The 20,683-nt window shown below is 41.2% G+C and carries 18 protein-coding genes and 1 pseudogene; 16 read left to right on the top strand and 3 right to left on the bottom strand.

The features are described 5' to 3' along the window. The first annotated feature begins 67 nt into the window (after positions 1 to 67). The 14 genes and pseudogenes from bioA (at position 68) to CFY87_RS04605 (ending at position 11,666) form a co-directional block, all read left to right on the top strand. Positions 68 to 1,366, top strand: coding sequence for an adenosylmethionine--8-amino-7-oxononanoate transaminase (gene bioA / locus CFY87_RS04670; protein WP_094946090.1), 1,299 nt, complete (start codon positions 68 to 70; stop codon positions 1,364 to 1,366). Further along, on the top strand, positions 1,359 to 2,516 hold the full coding sequence (gene bioF / locus CFY87_RS04665; protein WP_172539988.1) for an 8-amino-7-oxononanoate synthase: 1,158 nt from the start codon (positions 1,359 to 1,361) through the stop codon (positions 2,514 to 2,516). The genes bioA and bioF overlap by 8 nt, the downstream gene beginning before the upstream one ends. 15 nt (positions 2,517 to 2,531) lie before the next feature. Beyond that, positions 2,532 to 3,188, top strand: coding sequence for a DUF452 family protein (locus CFY87_RS04660; RefSeq protein ID WP_094946088.1), 657 nt, complete (start codon positions 2,532 to 2,534; stop codon positions 3,186 to 3,188). After that, the gene (bioC, locus tag CFY87_RS04655) at positions 3,182 to 3,949 is read left to right on the top strand and encodes a malonyl-ACP O-methyltransferase BioC (protein WP_094946087.1); all 768 of its coding nucleotides are present in this window, start codon (positions 3,182 to 3,184) and stop codon (positions 3,947 to 3,949) included. The genes CFY87_RS04660 and bioC overlap by 7 nt, the downstream gene beginning before the upstream one ends. Then, positions 3,946 to 4,587, top strand: coding sequence for a dethiobiotin synthase (bioD, locus tag CFY87_RS04650; protein ID WP_094946086.1), 642 nt, complete (start codon positions 3,946 to 3,948; stop codon positions 4,585 to 4,587). Before bioC ends, bioD begins: the two co-directional genes overlap by 4 nt. A 90-nt stretch (positions 4,588 to 4,677) precedes the next feature. Then, entirely contained in the window at positions 4,678 to 5,202 is a 525-nt protein-coding gene (gene yceD, locus CFY87_RS04645) for a 23S rRNA accumulation protein YceD (RefSeq protein WP_094946085.1), read from the top strand. Between the two features lie 17 nt (positions 5,203 to 5,219). Then, complete coding sequence (gene rpmF / locus CFY87_RS04640) at positions 5,220 to 5,390, top strand: 50S ribosomal protein L32 (protein ID WP_011608316.1); 171 nt, start codon at positions 5,220 to 5,222, stop codon at positions 5,388 to 5,390. Positions 5,391 to 5,413: 23 nt separating this feature from the next. Continuing rightward, complete coding sequence (plsX, locus tag CFY87_RS04635) at positions 5,414 to 6,448, top strand: phosphate acyltransferase PlsX (protein WP_094946084.1); 1,035 nt, start codon at positions 5,414 to 5,416, stop codon at positions 6,446 to 6,448. Between the two features lie 31 nt (positions 6,449 to 6,479). Next, positions 6,480 to 7,430 (top strand): beta-ketoacyl-ACP synthase III, encoded by a 951-nt coding sequence (locus CFY87_RS04630; protein WP_094946083.1) that lies wholly within the window; start codon positions 6,480 to 6,482, stop codon positions 7,428 to 7,430. A 34-nt stretch (positions 7,431 to 7,464) separates the two neighbouring features. Further along, positions 7,465 to 8,403 carry an ACP S-malonyltransferase gene (fabD, locus tag CFY87_RS04625; RefSeq protein ID WP_094946111.1) on the top strand — a complete coding sequence of 313 codons (939 nt, stop codon included), beginning with the start codon at positions 7,465 to 7,467 and terminating at the stop codon, positions 8,401 to 8,403. 58 nt (positions 8,404 to 8,461) lie between these two features. Then, positions 8,462 to 9,190 carry a 3-oxoacyl-ACP reductase FabG gene (gene fabG, locus CFY87_RS04620; protein ID WP_094946082.1) on the top strand — a complete coding sequence of 243 codons (729 nt, stop codon included), beginning with the start codon at positions 8,462 to 8,464 and terminating at the stop codon, positions 9,188 to 9,190. A 184-nt stretch (positions 9,191 to 9,374) separates the two neighbouring features. Next, positions 9,375 to 9,663, top strand: a pseudogene (gene hybE, locus CFY87_RS12680) ([NiFe]-hydrogenase assembly chaperone HybE); the annotation flags it as partial. 196 nt (positions 9,664 to 9,859) lie between these two features. Beyond that, on the top strand, positions 9,860 to 10,090 hold the full coding sequence (gene acpP, locus CFY87_RS04610) for an acyl carrier protein (RefSeq protein WP_005627318.1): 231 nt from the start codon (positions 9,860 to 9,862) through the stop codon (positions 10,088 to 10,090). Positions 10,091 to 10,316: 226 nt separating this feature from the next. Then, positions 10,317 to 11,666 carry an anaerobic C4-dicarboxylate transporter gene (locus CFY87_RS04605; protein WP_094946080.1) on the top strand — a complete coding sequence of 450 codons (1,350 nt, stop codon included), beginning with the start codon at positions 10,317 to 10,319 and terminating at the stop codon, positions 11,664 to 11,666. Positions 11,667 to 11,776: 110 nt separating this feature from the next. Here CFY87_RS04605 and CFY87_RS04600 read toward each other — a convergent pair whose 3' ends face one another. Next, a complete protein-coding gene (locus CFY87_RS04600; protein ID WP_094946079.1) occupies positions 11,777 to 12,271 on the bottom strand; it encodes a YfbU family protein in 495 nt (164 codons plus the stop codon). A gap of 15 nt (positions 12,272 to 12,286) precedes the next feature. Continuing rightward, complete coding sequence (locus tag CFY87_RS04595) at positions 12,287 to 13,027, bottom strand: MlaA family lipoprotein (protein ID WP_094946078.1); 741 nt, start codon at positions 13,025 to 13,027, stop codon at positions 12,287 to 12,289. 326 nt (positions 13,028 to 13,353) lie between these two features. On the opposite strand from CFY87_RS04595, the gene carA reads away from it, so the two are divergent. Together carA and carB are read left to right on the top strand one after the other, a co-directional pair. Next, positions 13,354 to 14,481: a glutamine-hydrolyzing carbamoyl-phosphate synthase small subunit gene (carA, locus tag CFY87_RS04590; RefSeq protein WP_094946077.1), complete on the top strand. Its 1,128-nt coding sequence runs from the start codon at positions 13,354 to 13,356 to the stop codon at positions 14,479 to 14,481. Between the two features lie 180 nt (positions 14,482 to 14,661). Continuing rightward, positions 14,662 to 17,865 carry a carbamoyl-phosphate synthase large subunit gene (carB, locus tag CFY87_RS04585; RefSeq protein ID WP_094946076.1) on the top strand — a complete coding sequence of 1,068 codons (3,204 nt, stop codon included), beginning with the start codon at positions 14,662 to 14,664 and terminating at the stop codon, positions 17,863 to 17,865. A gap of 152 nt (positions 17,866 to 18,017) precedes the next feature. Here the strand turns inward: carB and CFY87_RS04580 are convergent, their stop codons facing one another. Then, a complete protein-coding gene (locus CFY87_RS04580; RefSeq protein WP_094946075.1) occupies positions 18,018 to 20,543 on the bottom strand; it encodes a TonB-dependent receptor domain-containing protein in 2,526 nt (841 codons plus the stop codon). Positions 20,544 to 20,683: the final 140 nt, after the last annotated feature.

The raw sequence follows: 20,683 nt of genomic DNA, 5'->3' as shown, positions 1-20,683 counted from the left end.
TGATAAGGCTATACTTTGCTACTAATTCGGATTTATGAACGAAAACAAGCAGAAAGGAATAAGCGTAATGAATGAGCAAGATATGTTGCAATGGGATAAGCAACATTTGTGGCATCCTTATTCAGCGGTGAACGCCGAGATGCCGATATATGCGGTAGAACGTGCCGATGGCGTGATGATTACCTTAAAAAATGGGCAACAACTGATTGACGGAATGTCTTCTTGGTGGGCGGCGTTACATGGTTATAACCATCCGCAATTAAATCAAGCCGCGATTGCCCAATTAGAGAAAACCAGCCATATTATGTTCGGCGGATTTACCCATGATCCCGCGGTGGAATTAGGTAAACGCTTGGTTAGCATTTTGCCGCCAGGATTAGACACAATTTTCTATGCTGATAGCGGATCAGTGGCAGTAGAAGTGGCGATGAAAATGGCACTGCAATATCAACACGCCAAAGGGCAACCTAAGCGCAGTAAATTTGCCACCATTCGCGCCGGTTATCATGGTGATACGTGGCATGCGATGTCGGTTTGCGATCCGATAACGGGGATGCATAGCCTATTTGCCGAACGGTTGCCACTGCAATATTTTTTGCCACAACCAAAAACTGCCTTTGGCGAAGACTGGGATGAACGAGATATTGCACCGCTACGCGATTTATTGGCACAAAAATCTTCGGAAATTGCGGGATTAATTTTGGAGCCGATTGTGCAAGGTGCCGGTGGGATGTATTTTTATTCGCCGACCTATTTGGAACGTGCCAGAGCGTTATGTGATCAATATGGCGTATTATTGATTTTTGATGAGATCGCTACCGGATTTGGGCGCACCGGTAAGCTGTTTGCCACCGAATATACTCGAATAATCCCGGATATTATGTGTTTGGGTAAAGCCTTGACCGGCGGTTATTTAACTTTATCGGCAACGGTGACTACCGCATTGATCGCTCAAACCATTTGCCAAGGCGAAGCAAAATGTTTTATGCACGGACCGACGTTTATGGCAAATCCACTGGCGTGTGCGATTGCCTGTGCCTCTATTGATTTATTATTGGCAAGCGATTGGCAGGCGAAAATTCAGAAAATAGAACAACAATTACGCCGCGAATTAGCGCCAGCAGCGGCATTTAATTGTGTCAAACAGGTACGAGTTCTCGGCGCTATCGGTGTACTTGAAATGCGGGAACCTGTTAATATAACAGTTTTACAACCGAAATTTGTACAAAAAGGGATTTGGTTGCGCCCGTTTGGACGTCTTGTCTATATTATGCCGCCTTTTATTATTACGCCGCACCAATTATCACAACTGACACAAGCCCTATTAGAGGTGATCAAAGAGGTTTATGATGAATCCATTGGCTGATTTTGCCGAGCGATTAACGCAATTGCAGAATATCGGACAATTACGCCGCTTGCCTGAATTAACCCATCAAGGACGTTATATCGAAAAAGAGGGGCGGTTAATGTTAAATTTATCGTCTAATGATTATTTAGGGTTGGCAAATAACACGGCTTTGCGGCAAACTTTTTTGCAAAAACACGCGGAAAACTTACTGCACTTTACTTCATCTTCTTCCCGTTTGTTGACCGGATCTTTTCCGTGTTATGAGCAACTGGAAGCGTTGTTGGCACAGCGTTTTAGGCGAGAAAGTGGATTGTTGTTTAATAGCGGTTATCATGCCAATATCGGGATTTTACCGGCGGTAGCGGATAAAAATACCTTGATCGTGGCGGATAAATTGGTACACGCCAGCATGATTGATGGAATTCGCTTGAGTGGGGCCGATTTTGTGCGTTATCGCCACAATGATTATGCGCATCTGGAAAATTTGCTGCGTAAACATCAAAACTGTTATCAACGCATGATTATCGTGACGGAATCGGTATTTAGTATGGATGGTGATGTGTCGGATTTACCACAATTGGTGGCATTTAAAAAATGTTTCGGCAATGTGTTATTGTACGTGGATGAAGCGCACGCTATTGGTGTTTACGGAGAGCAAGGCTTAGGGATTGCCGAACAGCAAGGTTGCGTGGCGGAGATTGATTTTTTAGTCGGTACTTTTGGCAAAGCCTTAGCCTCTATGGGCGCTTATGTGGTTTGTGATCGTATAATGCGGGATTATTTGGTCAATACCATGCGTCCGTTGATTTTTTCGACCGCACTGCCTCCGTTTAACGTGGCATGGAGTTTATTTCTATTTGAAAAACTACCGCACTTTCAAGCGCAACGTGAGCATTTGCAACAATTGAGTGAGCAGTTAAGATGCCATGTGCAACGCTTGACTAAGCGGGATATGCCAAGCCAAAGTTGCATCGTGCCTTATGTTATCGGCGATAACCCAAAAACGGTCGAGACGGCGCAACAATTGCAACAAATGGGCTATTATTGTTTACCAATTCGCCCGCCAACAGTCCCGCAAGGCACCTCGAGAATTCGTTTATCGCTGACAGCCGATATGACGTCGCAAGAAATCGTCCAATTTATGGATGCGTTATCAACGCTTATGTAACAGGATTAAATTAACGTGAAAACAACATGGATAAATAACGGGCAGAAAAATATCATCGTTTATTTTGCCGGTTGGGGAAGTTCACCAGAAACGGTGGCGCATTTGGTGGTGCCGCCGGAATATGATGTATTAATTTGTTATGATTTTCGTGATCTTAAGCTAGATTTTGATTTTTCCATTTATCGGCAAATTCGGCTGGTGGCGTGGTCAATGGGCGTGTGGGCGGCGACGCGGGTGATGCAAAACCTTCCGTTGATTTCGGCGGTGGCGATAAATGGTACGCTACGCCCGTGTGATGATGAATTCGGTATTCCTAAAGCCATTTTTCAAGGCACGTTGGATAATTTGAATGAAAGTAATTTAGTGAAATTCCAACGCCGAATTTGTGGCGTTCGGCAATTAAGTGAGCAATATCGACAAATGACCGTATCGCGTCAATTGCTAGAAATTCATCAAGAATTGACCGCACTTTATCAAGCAATGCAGCAGCCTGATTTATCTGCGGTACAATGGACTGGCGCGATTATCTGTCAGCAAGATCGTATTTTCCCCGCGGAAAATCAACAGCGTTTCTGGCAAGGCTATTTTGCAGCGCGTCCGGGCGCTATCCGTTTGTTGGATTTGCCACATTATCCGTTTCATCAATTTAACGATTGGTTGCAATTATGCTGACACCACACAAAGCACGAGTCGCACAACGTTTTAGCCAATCTTTAACCACTTATGATCAACAAGCGGTGGCGCAACAACATATTAACCATCAGTTGATCCAATTATTGTTGCAACAAGAAAGGCGTCATTTTACGCAATTGCTAGAAATTGGTTGTGGCACGGGGCAACTAACTGCTTTGTTAAAACAGTATTTTTCCGTAACACAATGGCATTTAAATGATTTGTGTGCGGTACAACCTCGATTGCAAACTTTGCTGGAGGGAGAGAAATTTCAATTTTTTCAAGGTGATGCCGAGTCATTTTGTTTCCCAAAAGGTTACGATCTAATTGCTTCTGCCTCCACGGTACAATGGTTTTCCGAGCCACAAGCCTTTGTTGCTCAATGCGCAGCAAAGTTGCGTTCGCACGGGCTGTTGTTATTAAGTACCTTTGCGCCGCAAAATTTGCAAGAAATTCGGCATTTGACCGGGATTGGATTGGCTTATCCCGATATGGATTGTTGGCGGGGCTGGCTAACCTCCCATTTTGAGATTTTACATTTAAGCCAACGAGAGATTCCCCTTTATTTTGTATCACCTATGGCGGTTTTGCAGCATTTAAAAGCCAGTGGTGTGACTGCGGTTAGTCAATCTATGTGGACAAAATCCAAATTACAGCGTTTTTTGCAAGATTATCAACAATATTATGTAGCAGAAGAGCAAAAAGTGCGGTTAACTTATCAGCCGGTATTTATTTTAGCGCGTAAAAAGGAGGAAAAGTGACTGGAAAAATCATCTTCGTATCGGGAATTGATACGGATGTCGGCAAAACAGTGGCAACTGGGATGTATGCTAAAAATTTAATAGCGCAAGGATTTTCAGTTATCACGCAAAAAATGATTCAAACCGGCTGCCAAACGCTGTCGGAGGATATTGTTACGCATCGTAAGATGATGGACATTCCGTTGACTAAGGAGGATTTGTCGAGATTGACCTGCCGCTATTTGTTTGCGCATCCTTGTTCGCCTCATTTGGCAGCGAAATTGGAAATGCGCGAAATTTCGACCGCACTTATTGCTCAAGATGCGCAAAACTTGGCGCAAAAGTATGATTATGTATTGTTGGAGGGCGCTGGAGGGTTGTGTGTTCCTTATGATGCAACGCATACGACGCTGGATTTTGTGCGTGAACAGGGTTATCCGTTGATTTTGGTGACTTCGGGAAAATTAGGTAGTATTAATCATACTTTATTGAGCCTGATGGCATGCCTACAACAAGGTATTGCCTTGCACACGTTGATTTATAATCAATATCCATTAGGCGATCCAATTATTCATGCGGATACGCAAGCATATTTGCAGGATTATGTGGCATCACATTTTCCGGCGGCAACATTTGAAACCTTGCCTATCTTAGATTAAAATTCAAAAGCGGTGAAATTATCACTTTTCAGCGAAAAAATGATAATTTCCTTTGACTAATTGGCGATCAAAAGGTAATATTCACGCCCTATGCAAAAGGTAAAATTACCCCTAACGACTGATCCGGTTAAAGATGCACACCGTAGGTTGGATTATGACGGATATTATTCGATTAATCAGCTTACTCGTCTTAAGGAAGCAGTCAGTGAAGTGCTCAGCGATGCACAGGTTAGATTATCGTTTTTCGTTGATCCGCAAAAATTGGTGGTCATGAAAGGGCAGGCAACGGTTGATGTTGAACTTGAATGTCAGCGTTGCGGAGGAACTTTCGTACAAACATTGAACTGTGAATTTTGTTACAGTCCAGTGGTGAATTTGGATCAAGCCGATGAATTACCGGAAATTTATGAGCCGATTGAATTTAATCTTTTCGGCGAAATAGATTTAATTGGTACGATTGAAGATGAACTTATAGTGAGTTTGCCTCTGGTACCAATGCACTCATCTGAACACTGTGAAGTGTCCGTGGCTGAACAGGTTTTTGGCGAATTGCCGGAAGAGCTGGCAAAAAAACCGAACCCGTTCGCTGTATTAGCTAGCTTAAAGAAAAAGTAAATTTAGGAGTATAGCCAATGGCTGTTCAACAAAATAAAAAATCTCGTTCAAGACGCGATATGCGTCGTTCTCACGATGCATTAACCACTGCTGCAGTATCAGTTGATAAAACAAGCGGTGAAACCCATTTACGTCACCATGTAACTGCGGATGGTTACTATCGTGGTCGTAAAGTGATCAATAAGTAATTCGTTACTTATAAGGTAATCACTTGAATCGTCTAACCCTGGCGTTAGATGTGATGGGCGGGGACATTGGTCCCCGTATTACTATCCCCGCATCAATAAAAGCATTGGAAAAGGATCCAATGCTCGCTTTGTTGCTGTTTGGCGACAGTCAACAAATCACCCCATTGCTGGAAAATCTTCCATCATCTATTCTTGAGCGTCTGACCGTGCGTCATTGTTCCCGTATCATTGCCAATCATCAAGATTTGTCGTATGCCTTGCGCCATAGTAAAGGCAGTTCTATGCGTTTAGCCATTGAAGCAGTACAAAAAGGAGATGCGCAAGGTTGTGTGAGCGCTGGCAATACCGGTGCGTTGATGGGGTTATCGAAAATTTTATTGCAACCGCTGAAAGGTATTGAACGTCCGGCGTTGATTTCTATGATTCCGACCATAACCGGTGAGCGCAGTGTGATGCTCGATTTAGGCGCGAATATTGATTGTAGTGCGGAAAATTTGTATCAATTTGCGTTGATGGGATCGATTTTCGCTGAAAATCAATTAGGCTTGGTTTATCCGCGTATTGCGTTGTTAAATATCGGTATTGAAGAAATTAAGGGGTATAAATCCATTCGTGATGCGTCAGAAATGTTGAAAAAAAACACCGCACTTAATTATATCGGTTTTATTGAGGGCGATTTATTATTAAACGGAAAAGCGGATGTTATTGTAAATGACGGATTTGTCGGTAATATTGCCTTGAAAACCCTTGAGGGGGCAGCGAAAAATGTGGTGTCTTTAATTAAAGGGAATACCGCATTGCAGAAAACCAATCATATTTGTAAACCGCTGTTTGCTTGGTTGGTGAAAAAATTATTTTTAAAAGGCAGTTTCAGACGTTTAAAACAAATTAATCCGGATCAATATAATGGCGCTTCATTAGTCGGTTTGACCGCGGTGGTGGTGAAAAGTCATGGTAGTGCGAATACGGATGCTTTTGCTTATGCCATTGCGGATGCCGCTTTACAAGTTCGTCAACAAATTCCGGCAAAAATTCTTGCCGGTTTAGAAAAATATTAATTTAATTATTTTACATCAATTCGAGATCAGTATGTACAGTAGAATATTAGCCACGGGGAGTTATGTCCCGACAAAAATTAGAACCAATGCCGATTTAGAGAAGATGGTGGAAACCTCTGACGAGTGGATTGTCACCCGTTCCGGTATTAAAGAGCGTCGTATTGCAGAAGAAAACGAAACCGTTGTGACTATGGGCGTTGACGCAGCTAAAAAATGTTTTAAGGCGGCGCAAATTGATGCAAATACGATTGATTTAATTTTGGTAGCGACCACCACAAATTCTCATGCTTATCCGAGTGCGGCTTGTCAAATTCAGGGGTTGTTGAATATTGAGGACGCGATTTCTTTTGATTTGGCGGCGGCTTGTACCGGATTTGTGTATGCGTTGAGTGTAGCGGATCAATTTATTCGTACCGGTAAAGTGAAAAACGCATTGGTTATCGGCGCGGATTTGAATTCTCGCCATTTAGATGAAACCGATCGTAGTACCGTAATTTTATTTGGTGATGGCGCCGGAGCGGTGATTTTACAGGCATCTGAGCAAGAAGGCATTATTTCAACCCATTTACACGCAAGCGCGGATCAACAGAATCTCTTGTCATTACCAAATACGGAACAGGGCGATCGGCAATCGGGTTTTATTCATATGCAAGGTAATGAAACCTTTAAACTGGCGGTGCGTGAATTAGCGAGTGTGGTAGAAGAAACCCTTGCTGCCAATCATTTGGATAAATCAGAAATTGATTGGTTGATACCACATCAAGCGAATTTGCGGATTATTGCAGGTACTGCGAAAAAATTAGAAATGGATATGTCGCGTGTGGTAGTCACTTTGGATCGTTATGGTAATACCAGTGCGGCAAGTATTCCGGTGGCTTTGGACGAAGCGGTGCGTGACGGGCGTATTCAGCGTGGTCAATTGCTTTTATTGGAAGGTTTTGGCGGTGGTTGGACTTGGGGATCCGCGTTAATTAGGTTTTAATAGTTTGAAGAAATAAAATATAGAGAGTGAGATGATGAAAAAATTCGCAATGGTCTTTCCGGGGCAAGGATCACAATCTGTCGGGATGTTGGCGGAGTTGGCAGGTCAATTTCCGCCGGTGGAAGAAACCTTTAAACAGGCTTCTGAGGTATTAGGCTATGATTTATGGCAATTGGTGCAACAAGGACCGGCAGAAGAGTTAAATAAAACATGGCAAACGCAACCCGCACTTTTAACTGCTTCAGTAGCGATTTATCGTGTGTGGCAACAACAATACCCTGATTGGTTGCCAAGTGTGATGGCGGGGCATAGTTTAGGTGAGTATTCGGCATTGGTTTGCGCTGGTGTCTTGGATTTCCAAGATGCAGTGAAATTAGTTGAATTGCGTGGTAAATTGATGCAACAAGCGGTGCCTGAAGGCATGGGTGCAATGTATGCGATTATCGGTTTGGATAATGAAAGTATTATTGATGCTTGTGCGCAAGCGGCACAAGGCGAAGTGGTTTCTGCGGTGAATTTTAATTCGCCGGGGCAAGTGGTGATCGCCGGTAGTAAAGCGGCAGTAGAACGTGCAGCGGCGGTTTGTAAAGAAGCGGGCGCAAAACGTGCCTTGCCTTTGTCAGTGAGTGTGCCTTCTCATTGTGCATTGATGAAACCGGCGGCGGATCAATTGGCGGTTGCTTTGGAAAATATTACCCTGAAAATGCCACAAATTGCGGTGATCAATAATGTGGATGTGAAAGCTACGTGCGAAACTGATGAAATTCGTACCGCGCTTATACGCCAACTTTATAACCCTGTGCGTTGGACAGAAACTGTTGAAAAAATGGCGAAAGAGGGAGTTGAACTGTTAGTCGAAATCGGACCGGGTAAAGTTTTGACCGGACTTACAGGGCGTATTGTCAAAACGCTTTCAGCGGGCGCAGTAAATGACGTGAAGTCATTGGATGCAGTAAAAGAATTATTAGCTTAATCTTGAAGGATGGCAGGAATCATCCTTTTGTTTCATTATTGTTTTTTTGGAGATGAGAATGCAAGGTAAAATCGCATTAGTAACTGGCGCAACGCGCGGTATTGGACGAGCTATTGCTGAAGAGTTAGTCGCAAAAGGGGCATTTGTGCTTGGGACGGCAACCTCAGAGAAAGGCGCAGAGAGCATTTCGGCGTATTTGGGCGAAAAAGGGAAAGGTTTCGTATTAAATGTTGCTGATGAGCAATCAATCGAAAGCACATTGGAAAAAATCAAAGCGGAATTTGGCGATATTGATATTTTGGTTAATAACGCCGGGATTACACGTGATAATCTCTTAATGCGTATGAAAGATGATGAATGGTTTGATATTCTACAGACCAATTTAACTTCCGTCTATCGTCTGTCTAAAGCAATGTTGCGCAGCATGATGAAAAAACGTTTTGGTCGTATTATTACTATTGGTTCTGTGGTAGGGGCTATGGGTAATCCGGGACAGGCGAATTATTGTGCTGCAAAAGCGGGGCTAATTGGTTTTAGTAAAGCGCTTGCTAAAGAAGTTGCTTCGCGCGGGATTACAGTGAACGTGATCGCGCCGGGCTTTATTGCAACAGATATGACGGATGTATTAACTGAGGAGCAAAAAAGTGGAATTTTAGCCAATGTGCCTGCCGGGCGTTTGGGCGCTCCGACGGAAATTGCAAAAGCAGTGGCATTTTTAGCCTCGGATGATGCGGCTTATATTACCGGGACGACATTACATGTCAATGGCGGAATGTATATGCCATAACAAAGGGTAATATCTACTCCTAAAACCTAAAAGGAGCTAATTAGCTCCTTTTTTTGATCTTATTCATAATTATCCGGAACAGCCTAAAAAACGTTATACAGTTCTAACGGATAATGAATTAACGGTGGAGCGTTTGCACTCTACCCTCGGTCGTATAGTACATTGTTGCGTGTTGAGATTTTAAGAGCAATGGGAAAAACGGGAAATCGGCGAAAAACTGCTACTACAATTGCCTTACAAAAATTTGGTGTTTACGGTGAGCAATTAGAGAGTATTCCGCAATATTTGAGTTGTTCGTTGCTTTCTCCGTTAGATGTTGAATTAACTGCTGAAAAAGGGAGCAACTGGCGAAAGATTGTTTGGCGGTGATATTATCATTGCCGACTAAACAAATCATACTTAATCAAACGCAATATCTTCATTGCGGTGGTGTCTTCTTAGGCGAAAAAATCATAGCCAAAGGAGAGGGTTAATGATAGAATCCATCGGGTAATGTAACTGGGTTGCGTTGGCTGTTACGTTAGCAGAATAACGTAACTTATTTTAAAAGTATGTATTTGATTTTATTAGGGTGTGGTTAGACCTTGTAAAAATAAGTTGCAACTTTTTTAAAAATACATACACTATGAGGGTATTATTTTATCGCTAACTATAATAGGAAAAAGCAAAATGAGCATTGAAGAACGCGTAAAAAAAATTATTGTTGAACAATTAGGTGTTAAAGAAGAAGATGTTAAATCAGAAGCTTCTTTCGTAGAAGATCTTGGTGCAGATTCTTTAGACACTGTTGAATTGGTCATGGCTTTAGAAGAAGAATTTGATATTGAAATTCCTGATGAAGAAGCTGAAAAAATTACCACTGTTCAATCAGCAATTGATTACGTTCAAAATAACCAATAATTTTGTCCGGGCAGCGTTTCGTCGCTGCCCTAATTTTATCTGAAAGGCTAAGCTAAAACTTGTTTTTTCCTTTCTTTGTCAAATTTTTTCCTTTCTTCCTTTTTTGAATATCCGCAAAAATTGATCTAGAACGTTTTTTTATTAATTAAATAAATTTAAATGATTGTATAAAATTTAAGATGCAGTAATATACCCATATCTAATTAACACTTTTGAGGGATTTTATATGCTGTATTTGGAGTTTTTATTTCTATTATTGATGCTATATACCGGTAGCCGCTATGGCGGTATCGGGCTGGGGGTTGTGTCCGGTATCGGGTTGGCGATCGAAGTTTTTGTTTTGCGTATGCCTTTGGGAAAAGCGCCGATTGACGTCATGCTCGTTATCTTAGCGGTGGTTACTTGTGCTTCCGTACTTGAAGCGGCAGGCGGTTTAAAATATATGTTGCAAATTGCTGAACGTATTTTACGTAGTAATCCGAAACGAGTGACGATTCTTGGACCCATTGTGACTTATTTGATGACCTTTATGCTGGGAACGGGACACTCCGTTTATTCTGTTATGCCAATTATCGGCGATATTGCGTTAAAAAATAAAATTCGTCCGGAACGTCCAATGGCGGTTTCCTCTGTGTCATCCCAATTAGCGATTACGTCAAGCCCGCTTTCTGCCGCAATTGCGTATTATTTAACACAAATTACTCAAATTCCGGGTTATGAACATATCACTTTATTAAATATCATTTCCGTCACCGTTCCTGCCACCTTTATCGGTACTATAGCAATGGCACTTTATAGCTTACGTCGCGGTAAAGAGTTGGAAGATGATCCGGAATATCAAAGACGTTTACAAGATCCCGTATGGCGTGATCGTATTTTAAATACTACTGCCACATCTTTAAATGATGAATTGCCAAGATCGGCTAAATTAGCGGTTTATTTATTCGTTCTTTCTTTGATTACGGTTGTTGTGATTGCTATGTTACCAGAAATCCGTACTATAGGTGAAACGGTTGACGGAAAAGCGGTGAAACCAATTTCAATGTCCTTTATTATCCAAATGATGATGCTATGCTTTGGCGGTATTATTCTAATTGCGACCAAAACCAATCCGCAAAGTGTGCCGAATGGCGTAGTATTTAAGTCGGGAATGGTAGCGTGTGTCGCAATTTTTGGTATTGCATGGATGAGTGATACTTACTTCCAATATGCTATGCCGGAATTTAGAACTGCGGTTACCTCAATGGTAGAACATTATCCATGGACCTTTGCCTTTGCGCTATTTGCGGTATCTGTCGTTATTAACAGCCAAGCGGCAACGGCGGTCATGATGTTACCTGTTGGGATAAGTTTAGGATTGCCGGCGCCGGTACTTATCGGTTTAATTCCAGCGACATATGCTTACTTCTTTATTCCTAACTATCCGTCAGATATTGCCACGGTAAACTTTGATGTCACCGGTACGACAAAAATTGGTAAATACTACTTTAACCACAGTTTTATGGTGCCTGGGTTGATTGGTGTTGTTGTGGCGTGTTTGGTTGGCTATACGATCGCGAATATTGTGATTGTGTGATTTTCTATCATAGCAAAAGAGCGGGTTTTTCCGCTTTTTTGTTTAGGTATCGAAGAGAGTCAGAAACAAAATGTCCTCTGCTGATACAAGATCGAGGAGGACATTTTGTATTAAGCGTTGATGATTTTTTGAATTTCAGCCATGCTTAAGTGGTATTCATGTGGGCAACTACGCCATACATCAAGCATTTTTAAATATTTATCCCACATTGGGGTTTGTGAGTCACAACCGTGAGCACAGCGCATAAATTCTTGATATTTGCTGCCTTCGCCGGTGATAAAACGTAAATAATTTAAATATTTTTTCTCGCGAACCGCGCAGTAGCCGGCAAATTGTAAGCGGTGTGCATTTAATGCGGATTTGTCAGCAAGGTTGTTATAAGACACTTGTAATGCATGGTACATTTCTAATGTATCCAATACAATACGACATTCCGTTTCTGAAATATCAGAAAAATCTTTATCCAATTCTTTCAGCTCTAAACCGAACCCACCTTTAACAATGGTTTCCAAACGTTGATATTTTTGAGTGTTGGTTGGATCCAATAAGCTCATCAATTTGTATTGATTTGCCAAAATAAGGCGTTGTGTTGAGGTCATTTCCATAGTTACTTCCTATCATTAATCTATATCGTTAAGTTCATCTTGTGAAAGAGTTTCTTGTACCGCTTTGGATTTACCGTCATTAACACGATACTCCAAGCCTTGCAAGTAAGCTTCGCGGAATGTAGCGTAAGGATCTTGCGCTTGATCCAATAAGGCTTCTTTACCTAAGGCATTTGCACGTTTATCTATGCTTTGTACGCCATATTTGAGCAGTCCCCAAGGACCTAATAGAGAGTACATAGGATAAGTCAGATCGACTAAATTACCAATATCCTGACGCGGGGTTGCCGGTCCGTAAAATGGTAGCATCACATAAGATCCGGTTTCTACACCGTAGCTGCCCAAGGTATCACCAAAGCGACGGTTATTTTCAATTTTTAGTGGATCGCTATGACTTGCTACGTCAATTAAACCGCCTAGTCCAAAGATACTGTTAATCCAGAAACGGTTTAAATGTACCATGGCTTTTTGGAATTCACCCTCCAATAAGCGGTTTACAAAACTTGCCGGTTCGTCTAAGTTATTGGCAACATTGGTCAAACCGTTTTTTATCGGTTGCGGTACATATTCTTTCCATCCGGTAGCAATCGGTTGAAAAATATAAGGGTCGGCAACGTTATAGTTGAAATTCCACATAGTACGGTTAAATCTTTCCAACGGATCTTTGCGTTCACCGGTTTGCGCATCAATGGTCGCGCAGCCACTTAAAAGTAAGGCGCAAAGCAGCAAGGCGGAGACAGATTTGCTTTTTTTCATTTGAATCCTTAAGTATTCCTTATTAACTTTTGTTCATTGTAGCAAGTTACAACGGAACTACAAAATAATTCAGTGACGAAAGATAAAACACTTGCAATTTTATGATTATTTATGCAGAATATTTAAATAAATAATCATTTTAACATTTGCGATTTTACTTGCTTCATAGATAATTGTTCCTTAGAATAGTGTGCATCACTTCTAAAGTGATATTATCAGTGCAATTTAATTTATTTTTTCTCTAAAATGGAAAAGTGCGGTGGAAAATTGAATTAAATTTGTGGGTTAATGAGCATTCGTAAGTGTTCGACCGGCAAGGAGTTTTTATGTCTGAACAGGCAATTCTAGTTTTAGCCGACGGTTCTGTTTTTCGTGGCAGATCGATCGGTGCCGAGGGTTATACCATCGGTGAAGTCGTATTTAATACCTCAATGACGGGTTATCAAGAAATTTTAACGGACCCTTCTTATTATCAACAACTCGTCACCTTGACTTATCCTCATATCGGCAATACCGGTACCAACGATGAAGATTTTGAAAGCAGCAATGTGTATGCCTCAGGGTTAATTATTCGGGATTTACCCTTGTTACACAGCAATTTCCGTTCAAATGCCGGTTTAAGCAATTATCTTAAACAACATAATGTCGTGGCGATTGCGGATATTGATACGCGTCGTTTAACCCGTATTTTGCGCGATAAAGGCGCACAAGCCGGTTGTATTATGACCGGTGAAGTGGATGAGGCAAAAGCCTTGGAAATGGCAAAAAGTTTCGGTTCAATGGCGGGCAAAGATTTAGCGCAAGAAGTAACTTGCAAAGAATTGTATCAATGGAAAGATGAGGAATGGCAATTAGGCAAGGGTTATGTGGCGCAAGCCAACTCGCAATATCATGTAGTGGCTTATGATTTCGGGGTTAAACGCAATATTTTAAGAATGTTGGCACAGCGCGGTTGTCGCGTTACTGTCGTACCGGCGAAAACCTCTGCGGATGCGGTGTTGGCGTTAAATCCGGACGGTATTTTCCTTTCCAACGGACCGGGCGATCCGGAACCTTGCCATTATGCGATTGAGGCAATTCAAAAATTATTATTGAGCCAAAAACCGATTTTCGGTATTTGTTTGGGGCATCAATTACTCGGCTTGGCAAGCGGCGGGAAAACAAAAAAAATGGCATTCGGTCACCATGGAGCTAACCATCCGGTACAAGATTTGTCAACCCAAAAAGTGATGATTACCAGCCAAAACCACGGATTTGAAGTCGATGAACACAGCTTGCCGCAAAACGTGAAAATAACGCACCGCTCTTTGTTTGATAATTCTGTGCAAGGTATTGAATTAACAAATCAATCGGCGTTTTCTTTCCAAGGTCACCCGGAAGCAAGTCCGGGACCGAATGATGTGGCGTATTTGTTTGATAAATTTGTTGATGAACTCCGCAAAGCCAAAGTTTAAGGTTTTTTGACGGAGAGACTTGGGTGGAGTAACTTATCAAAAGTGCGGTCGAAATTCAGCTAATTTTTCGGTGCAATGTCAGCTTGCCAATGATAGGTAAGCGGATGTAGGGCGGGGATGCTCGCCATAAGAGTTCAAAAGTGCGGTTATAATTGAACGAATTTTAAAGAGATATAAAAAATGCCAAAACGTACAGATATAAACACGATTTTAATTATTGGGGCAGGTCCGATTGTTATCGGGCAGGCATGCGAATTTGATTATTCGGGTGCGCAGGCATGTAAAGCACTGCGTGAAGAAGGTTATAAAGTGGTGTTGGTGAATTCCAACCCGGCAACCATTATGACCGATCCGAATATGGCGGATGTGACCTATATTGAACCAATTCAATGGCAAACCGTCGAAAAAATCATTGAAAAAGAACGTCCGGACGCGATTTTGCCAACCATGGGCGGACAAACTGCGCTGAATTGTGCGCTGGATTTATCCCAAAATGGGGTGTTGAAAAAATATAATGTGGAATTAATTGGTGCGACAGAAGATGCCATTGATAAAGCGGAAGATCGCGGACGTTTTAAAGAGGCAATGACCAAAATTGGCTTGTTTACGCCGAAATCGTTTGTGGCGCATAGCTTTGAAGAAGCTTGGATAGCGCAAGAACAAGTGGGCTTTCCAACGCTAATTCGTCCGTCTTTCACTATGGGCGGTTCCGGTGGCGGGATTGCTTATAACAAAGATGAATTTTATGCAATTTGTGAACGCGGTTTTGAAGCCTCGCCAACCCATGAATTATTGATTGAGCAATCTGTGCTGGGTTGGAAAGAGTATGAAATGGAAGTGGTGCGCGATAAAGCGGATAATTGTATTATCGTGTGTTCAATTGAAAACTTTGATCCAATGGGCGTGCATACCGGAGACTCCATTACCGTGGCGCCTGCACAAACCTTGACAGATAAAGAATATCAAATTATGCGTAACGCTTCGCTTGCGGTGTTGCGCGAAATCGGTGTGGATACCGGTGGGGCAAATGTGCAATTTGCGGTTAACCCGGAAAATGGCGAAATGATCGTGATCGAAATGAACCCGCGTGTGAGTCGTTCTTCGGCGTTGGCATCTAAAGCGACCGGTTTCCCAATTGCTAAAGTTGCTGCGAAATTGGCGGTAGGTTATACCTTAAATGAATTGCGCAATGATATTACTGGCGGGTTAATTCCGGCATCATTTGAACCCTCTATTGATTATGTTGTGACCAAGGTGCCACGTTTCGCCTTTGAAAAATTCCCGAAAGCTGACGATCGTTTGACGACTCAAATGAAATCTGTGGGCGAAGTAATGGCAATGGGTAGAACTTTCCAAGAAAGTTTGCAAAAAGCCTTGCGTGGTTTGGAAACCGGTATTTGTGGCTTTAATTTATTGTCGGAAGAACCGGAAAAAATTCGTACTGAATTAGGCAATCCGGGACCGAATCGCATTCTTTATGTGGCGGATGCGTTTGGTGCCGGTTTTAGTTTGGAAGAAGTGTACCATTATTCTAAAATTGATCCTTGGTTCTTAATTCAAATCCAAGATTTGGTACAAGAAGAATTGGCTCTGGAAAAACGTAGTTTAGATGAGTTGGATTATGCCGAATTGCGCCGCTTAAAACGCAAAGGTTTTTCCGATAAACGTATCGGTCAATTAACCAAAGCGGGCGAAAGCGCGGTCAGAAATAAACGTCATTTATTAAATTTACATCCGGTATATAAACGGGTAGATACCTGCGCCGGCGAATTTACGTCGGATACCGCTTATTTGTATTCTTGTTATGAAGAAGAATGCGAAAGTCGCCCGAGTGATAAGCAAAAAATTATGATTTTAGGCGGCGGTCCTAACCGTATCGGACAAGGGATTGAGTTCGATTATTGCTGTGTTCATGCGGCATTGGCGTTGCGTGAAAGCGGCTTTGAAACCATTATGGTGAACTGTAATCCGGAAACTGTTTCTACCGATTTTGATACCTCCGATCGTTTGTATTTTGAACCCTTGACCTTAGAAGATGTGTTGGAAATTATTCACATTGAAAAACCTGATGGCGTCATTGTGCATTATGGCGGTCAAACGCCATTAAAACTGGCGAATGCGTTGCATGAAAACGGAGTCAATATTATCGGTACTTCCGCAGATAGCATTGATGCGGCAGAAGATCGTGAACGTTTCCAAAAAATCTTGCAAGATCTTGGGCTAAAACAACCGAATAACCGGACGGCACACAATGCGCAAGAAGCGGTGCAGTTGGCAGAAGAGGTAGGTTATCCGTTGGTGGTGCGTCCATCTTATGTCTTGGGCGGTCGCGCTATGCAAATCGTGTATAATGTGGATGAATTGAATAAATATATGCGCGAAGCAGTACAGGTTTCAGACGATAGCCCGATTTTGTTGGATCATTTCTTAAACAATGCCATTGAGGTAGACGTTGATTGTATTTGTGATGGCAAAGACGTGATTATTGGCGGAATTATGCAGCATATTGAACAAGCCGGTATTCACAGTGGCGACTCCGCTTGTTCTTTACCACCGTATTCATTAAGTCAATCTATTCAAGATGAAATTCGCCGCCAAACGGCGGAAATGGCGAAAGCGTTGAATGTGATTGGATTGATGAACGTTCAATTTGCGGTACAAGAAAATGTGATTTATGTATTGGAAGTCAATCCGCGGGCCAGCCGAACTGTTCCCTTTGTGAGTAAAGCCACCGGCAGATCTTTGGCGAAAATTGCGGCGCGGGTAATGGCGGGATTCAGCTTGCAAGAGCAAGGCATTCATGGCGAAATCATACCGCACTTTTATTCAGTCAAAGAGGCAGTATTCCCGTTTATTAAATTCCCGGGGGTGGATACCGTGTTAGGTCCTGAAATGCGTTCTACCGGTGAGGTGATGGGGGTGGGACGTACTTTCTCTGAAGCCTACTTAAAATCGCAATTAGGTGCGAATGAACGTATTCCAAAAGTAGGTAAAGTTTTTATGTCGGTTGATGATAAAGATAAAGCGCGTCTGTTACCTATTGCTGAGAAATTGCAAGAACAAGGTTATGGTTTATGCGCTACCTTAGGAACGGCAAGATTTTTACGGGAGAACGGAATTACTGCACAAATTATCAATAAGGTGCGCGAAGGTCGTCCACATATTGTTGATGTGATTAAAAACGGTGAAATTGCCATGATCATTAATACTCTGGGGCAATTGCAAGAAACTGTCACGGACGGACATGCTATTCGCCACAGTGCATTACAGCAAAGGGTATTTATTCAAACGACATTAGCCGGTGGTGAAGCGATAGCTGAGGGGGTTAAAAGTATTGATCATTGTGAAGTGTATTCATTACAGGATTTACATTTGAGTTTGTAATAGGCTATTACTGATCTTTTATTAACTTCTATAAAACGATTTAAAGAGATTTAAATTGCCGCCTATACCAAATAGTATAAATACCTGTATCTGAAAGTATTTTTTCAAAAACAGGTATTTATACAACATCCGGAACAGACGCTATAGGTTAGTTAGAATTTGTATTCCAATCCTAAATGTAGGGTTCTTCCCGGTGCAGTATTTAGTCCCATATTATTGACATCCAAATAATAACGATTAAATAAATTATCCAGAGTCATCGTTAATCGTAGGCGGTTTGATACATCGTAATTGGCATATAAATCAACTAAAGTATAAGGTGACCAGTCAATACTTGACGTCGTATCATTCAGTACAGGAGTAATACGTTTACTGTAATAACTATAGCGAGTCCCTATATCTAATTTTTCATCTAGCCAACGTGAACCTAAGGTTAAGTATAGGTTGATTTTAGGAGGAATTGTATTATTTACATTACTGCCATAGATATAACCGTTATAGCATTGTGCATCTTGGTCACCTCTTTGTTCAGAAGTTAAGCAAAAACGAGTTTTAGTGTAATAAGAGCTGCTAAGTTTTGCATAAAATTTTCTCATATCATAATATGCTGAGAACTCAAAACCTTCATATTTGGCATTTTTTAAATTGATTGTTTGTGTTTTTCCGCTATTACGATCAAAGCTGCGGGTTAGATAATCATCAATGGTATTATTAAAATAGACAAGCTTTATGCCCAAGATATTATCTTGTTTCCCTATATTTTCATATACACCGCTAATACCAATTTCCCAGTTTTTGGCTCGTTCAGGCTTCAGCTGTTCCAAATTATCATTGGTATTTTGCATACTCCATCCTTTAGTCGCTTGGAATAAGCTAGGCGAACGTAATGCTTGGGCGTATTTTGCGTAAACGGTAGTCCCTTTTGCAATATCAGCGCTTAACATCACAACTGGTGAAAATCCTTTATTTGTGATAGGAGCTTGTTTATGTACTATTGTTTCATAAACAGGTGTATATATTACTCCGCCTGCCGCATCTTTGGTGATTTTATTTTTAATATAATTTTTTTCTTCTCTTACTACATAATCATAAGTTTTTGAGTAAAAATAACGAATTCCGGTATCAATTTTTAGCCAATCTATTAGCGAATAATTTATGTTGATGAAACTGCTTGTTTCTGTGCGTTTTCCATCACGGATATAAAGTGGAGCAATCGCATTTTCAGGATAACCTTTTGCTCTGACACGAGCTTGAGCTTGACGAGGTTGATAAATTCTCTCGTAATTATGTGCTATACCATATTTCAAGGTTAGAGGTCTATCATTGATTTGGATAATACCGGTATTGTCAAAGCTGATGCCTTTTTGTCTCGATATTAAAAAATGAGCATGGCGACTTGAAAGTGAATAGCCAAATTCTTCAATTAACGGTGTGAAGTTTGAGGAATCACTTTTGGTATAATAGGCATTTAGATTTAGGTTTATGTAAGCTGTGCTCGGATTGTATTGGTAATTGATATTGTAACGATCTACCTTAATTTCTGTTCCTTCTCCTTGCAATGCACCATTGGCTCGAAAACCCAAAATCGAGCTCATAATTTCGCCAAATTTACTTTGGTAACGGCTATAGGACAAGCTAAATTTGTGATTCTCATTATAAAAATTTGCTTTTGCTAAATAAGACCGGTTATTTTGTGAAGAGTTTAATGCCTCTTCACCTGCTCGGTATAATGTACTGCGATTTTTCTTAAAGTACACCGTTGAGGATTTAATTTTTTCGTATTCTTCGTTTATTTCAACATAATCATCTTCAGTTTTAATTTTATCAATTTTAGGTGTTTGTCCATGACGACCGACAAAATAGTTGCCTTGTTTTCGCTTTGCGTAAGCAAAAACAACATCACCATTTTCCCATTTATTGGCAATGGCAACACTATAGTTATAGCTATTAAGATCTAAATGAGGAGAATGTGCGTAGCGGGCATTAGGAGAATGTGTTTGTACTTGGCATAACCCCGATTCATTACTAATACATTCACTAATATATCGGGTTTGGTAACCGCCTTTAGTATAATGTGTCGGTGGTGAGATAGTGTTAGTCATGGTTCCTAATCTAAGCAAAATTCCCCAGTTTTTGTCATTGGAAATAATATCTTTCCAACCAAGTGTATTAATACGAACCACCCCTCCAATCGCACCCGTTGCATCTGCGGCTAAAGATGGACCTTTTTCTATTTCTATTTGACTAATAAAATCCGGATCTAAATAAGTTCGGCTTGATGAGCCGGCATAACCCTGCCAAGAGGGGACGGATTGTAGCCCATTATCCACATAGACAGGGATTCGATTTTCATTTGCTATCCCTCTAATATTTATAGACAATGCGCCACTATTACGTTTATTTCCTACAATGACCCCGGGTACACCTGAAAGAAAATCACCAACAGAACTACCTCGAAAAGTGGCAATATCCGATTTAGTAAGATAAGAGTAGGAGCCGGTATTAACATAGGACTTTAATAAATTTTCATCATAAATGACTGTATCGTCAGCAATAATTACATTGATAGGATCTAGTTGAATTTTATTAGTTTTTTTTCCTTCATTATGTGCCTCCGAAAAGGAGGAGATAATGCTGATAAAAAGAGTTGGAACGATTAATCTCTTCTCTAATTTCATTGGTATTGTACTTCTCTTTTATGATTTATTTAATAATGATAATCATTATTGTATGTTTGTGAGCGATTGCAGTCAAATGAAATTTGTGCTTACATTTTGGTGATGTTGCGCTACTTTTTATTTTCTATATTTAAATCAGC

The organism is Actinobacillus seminis, from assembly GCF_002263215.1.
GTDB lineage: Bacteria > Pseudomonadota > Gammaproteobacteria > Enterobacterales > Pasteurellaceae > Actinobacillus_B > Actinobacillus_B seminis.
This window is presented reverse-complemented; position numbering and strand designations above follow the sequence as displayed.

Excerpts from the sequence above, each read along its gene's own strand:
- bioA (WP_094946090.1), top strand. The coding sequence starts at position 68 with ATGAATGAGCAAGATATGTTGCAATGGGATAAGCAACATTTGTGGCAT.
- bioC (WP_094946087.1), top strand. The coding sequence starts at position 3,182 with ATGCTGACACCACACAAAGCACGAGTCGCACAACGTTTTAGCCAATCT.
- yceD (WP_094946085.1), top strand. The coding sequence starts at position 4,678 with ATGCAAAAGGTAAAATTACCCCTAACGACTGATCCGGTTAAAGATGCA.
- rpmF (WP_011608316.1), top strand. The coding sequence starts at position 5,220 with ATGGCTGTTCAACAAAATAAAAAATCTCGTTCAAGACGCGATATGCGT.
- CFY87_RS04630 (WP_094946083.1), top strand. The coding sequence starts at position 6,480 with ATGTACAGTAGAATATTAGCCACGGGGAGTTATGTCCCGACAAAAATT.
- fabD (WP_094946111.1), top strand. The coding sequence starts at position 7,465 with ATGAAAAAATTCGCAATGGTCTTTCCGGGGCAAGGATCACAATCTGTC.
- fabG (WP_094946082.1), top strand. The coding sequence starts at position 8,462 with ATGCAAGGTAAAATCGCATTAGTAACTGGCGCAACGCGCGGTATTGGA.
- acpP (WP_005627318.1), top strand. The coding sequence starts at position 9,860 with ATGAGCATTGAAGAACGCGTAAAAAAAATTATTGTTGAACAATTAGGT.
- CFY87_RS04605 (WP_094946080.1), top strand. The coding sequence starts at position 10,317 with ATGCTGTATTTGGAGTTTTTATTTCTATTATTGATGCTATATACCGGT.
- CFY87_RS04600 (WP_094946079.1), bottom strand. The coding sequence starts at position 12,271 with ATGGAAATGACCTCAACACAACGCCTTATTTTGGCAAATCAATACAAA.
- CFY87_RS04595 (WP_094946078.1), bottom strand. The coding sequence starts at position 13,027 with ATGAAAAAAAGCAAATCTGTCTCCGCCTTGCTGCTTTGCGCCTTACTT.
- carA (WP_094946077.1), top strand. The coding sequence starts at position 13,354 with ATGTCTGAACAGGCAATTCTAGTTTTAGCCGACGGTTCTGTTTTTCGT.
- carB (WP_094946076.1), top strand. The coding sequence starts at position 14,662 with ATGCCAAAACGTACAGATATAAACACGATTTTAATTATTGGGGCAGGT.
- CFY87_RS04580 (WP_094946075.1), bottom strand. The coding sequence starts at position 20,543 with ATGAAATTAGAGAAGAGATTAATCGTTCCAACTCTTTTTATCAGCATT.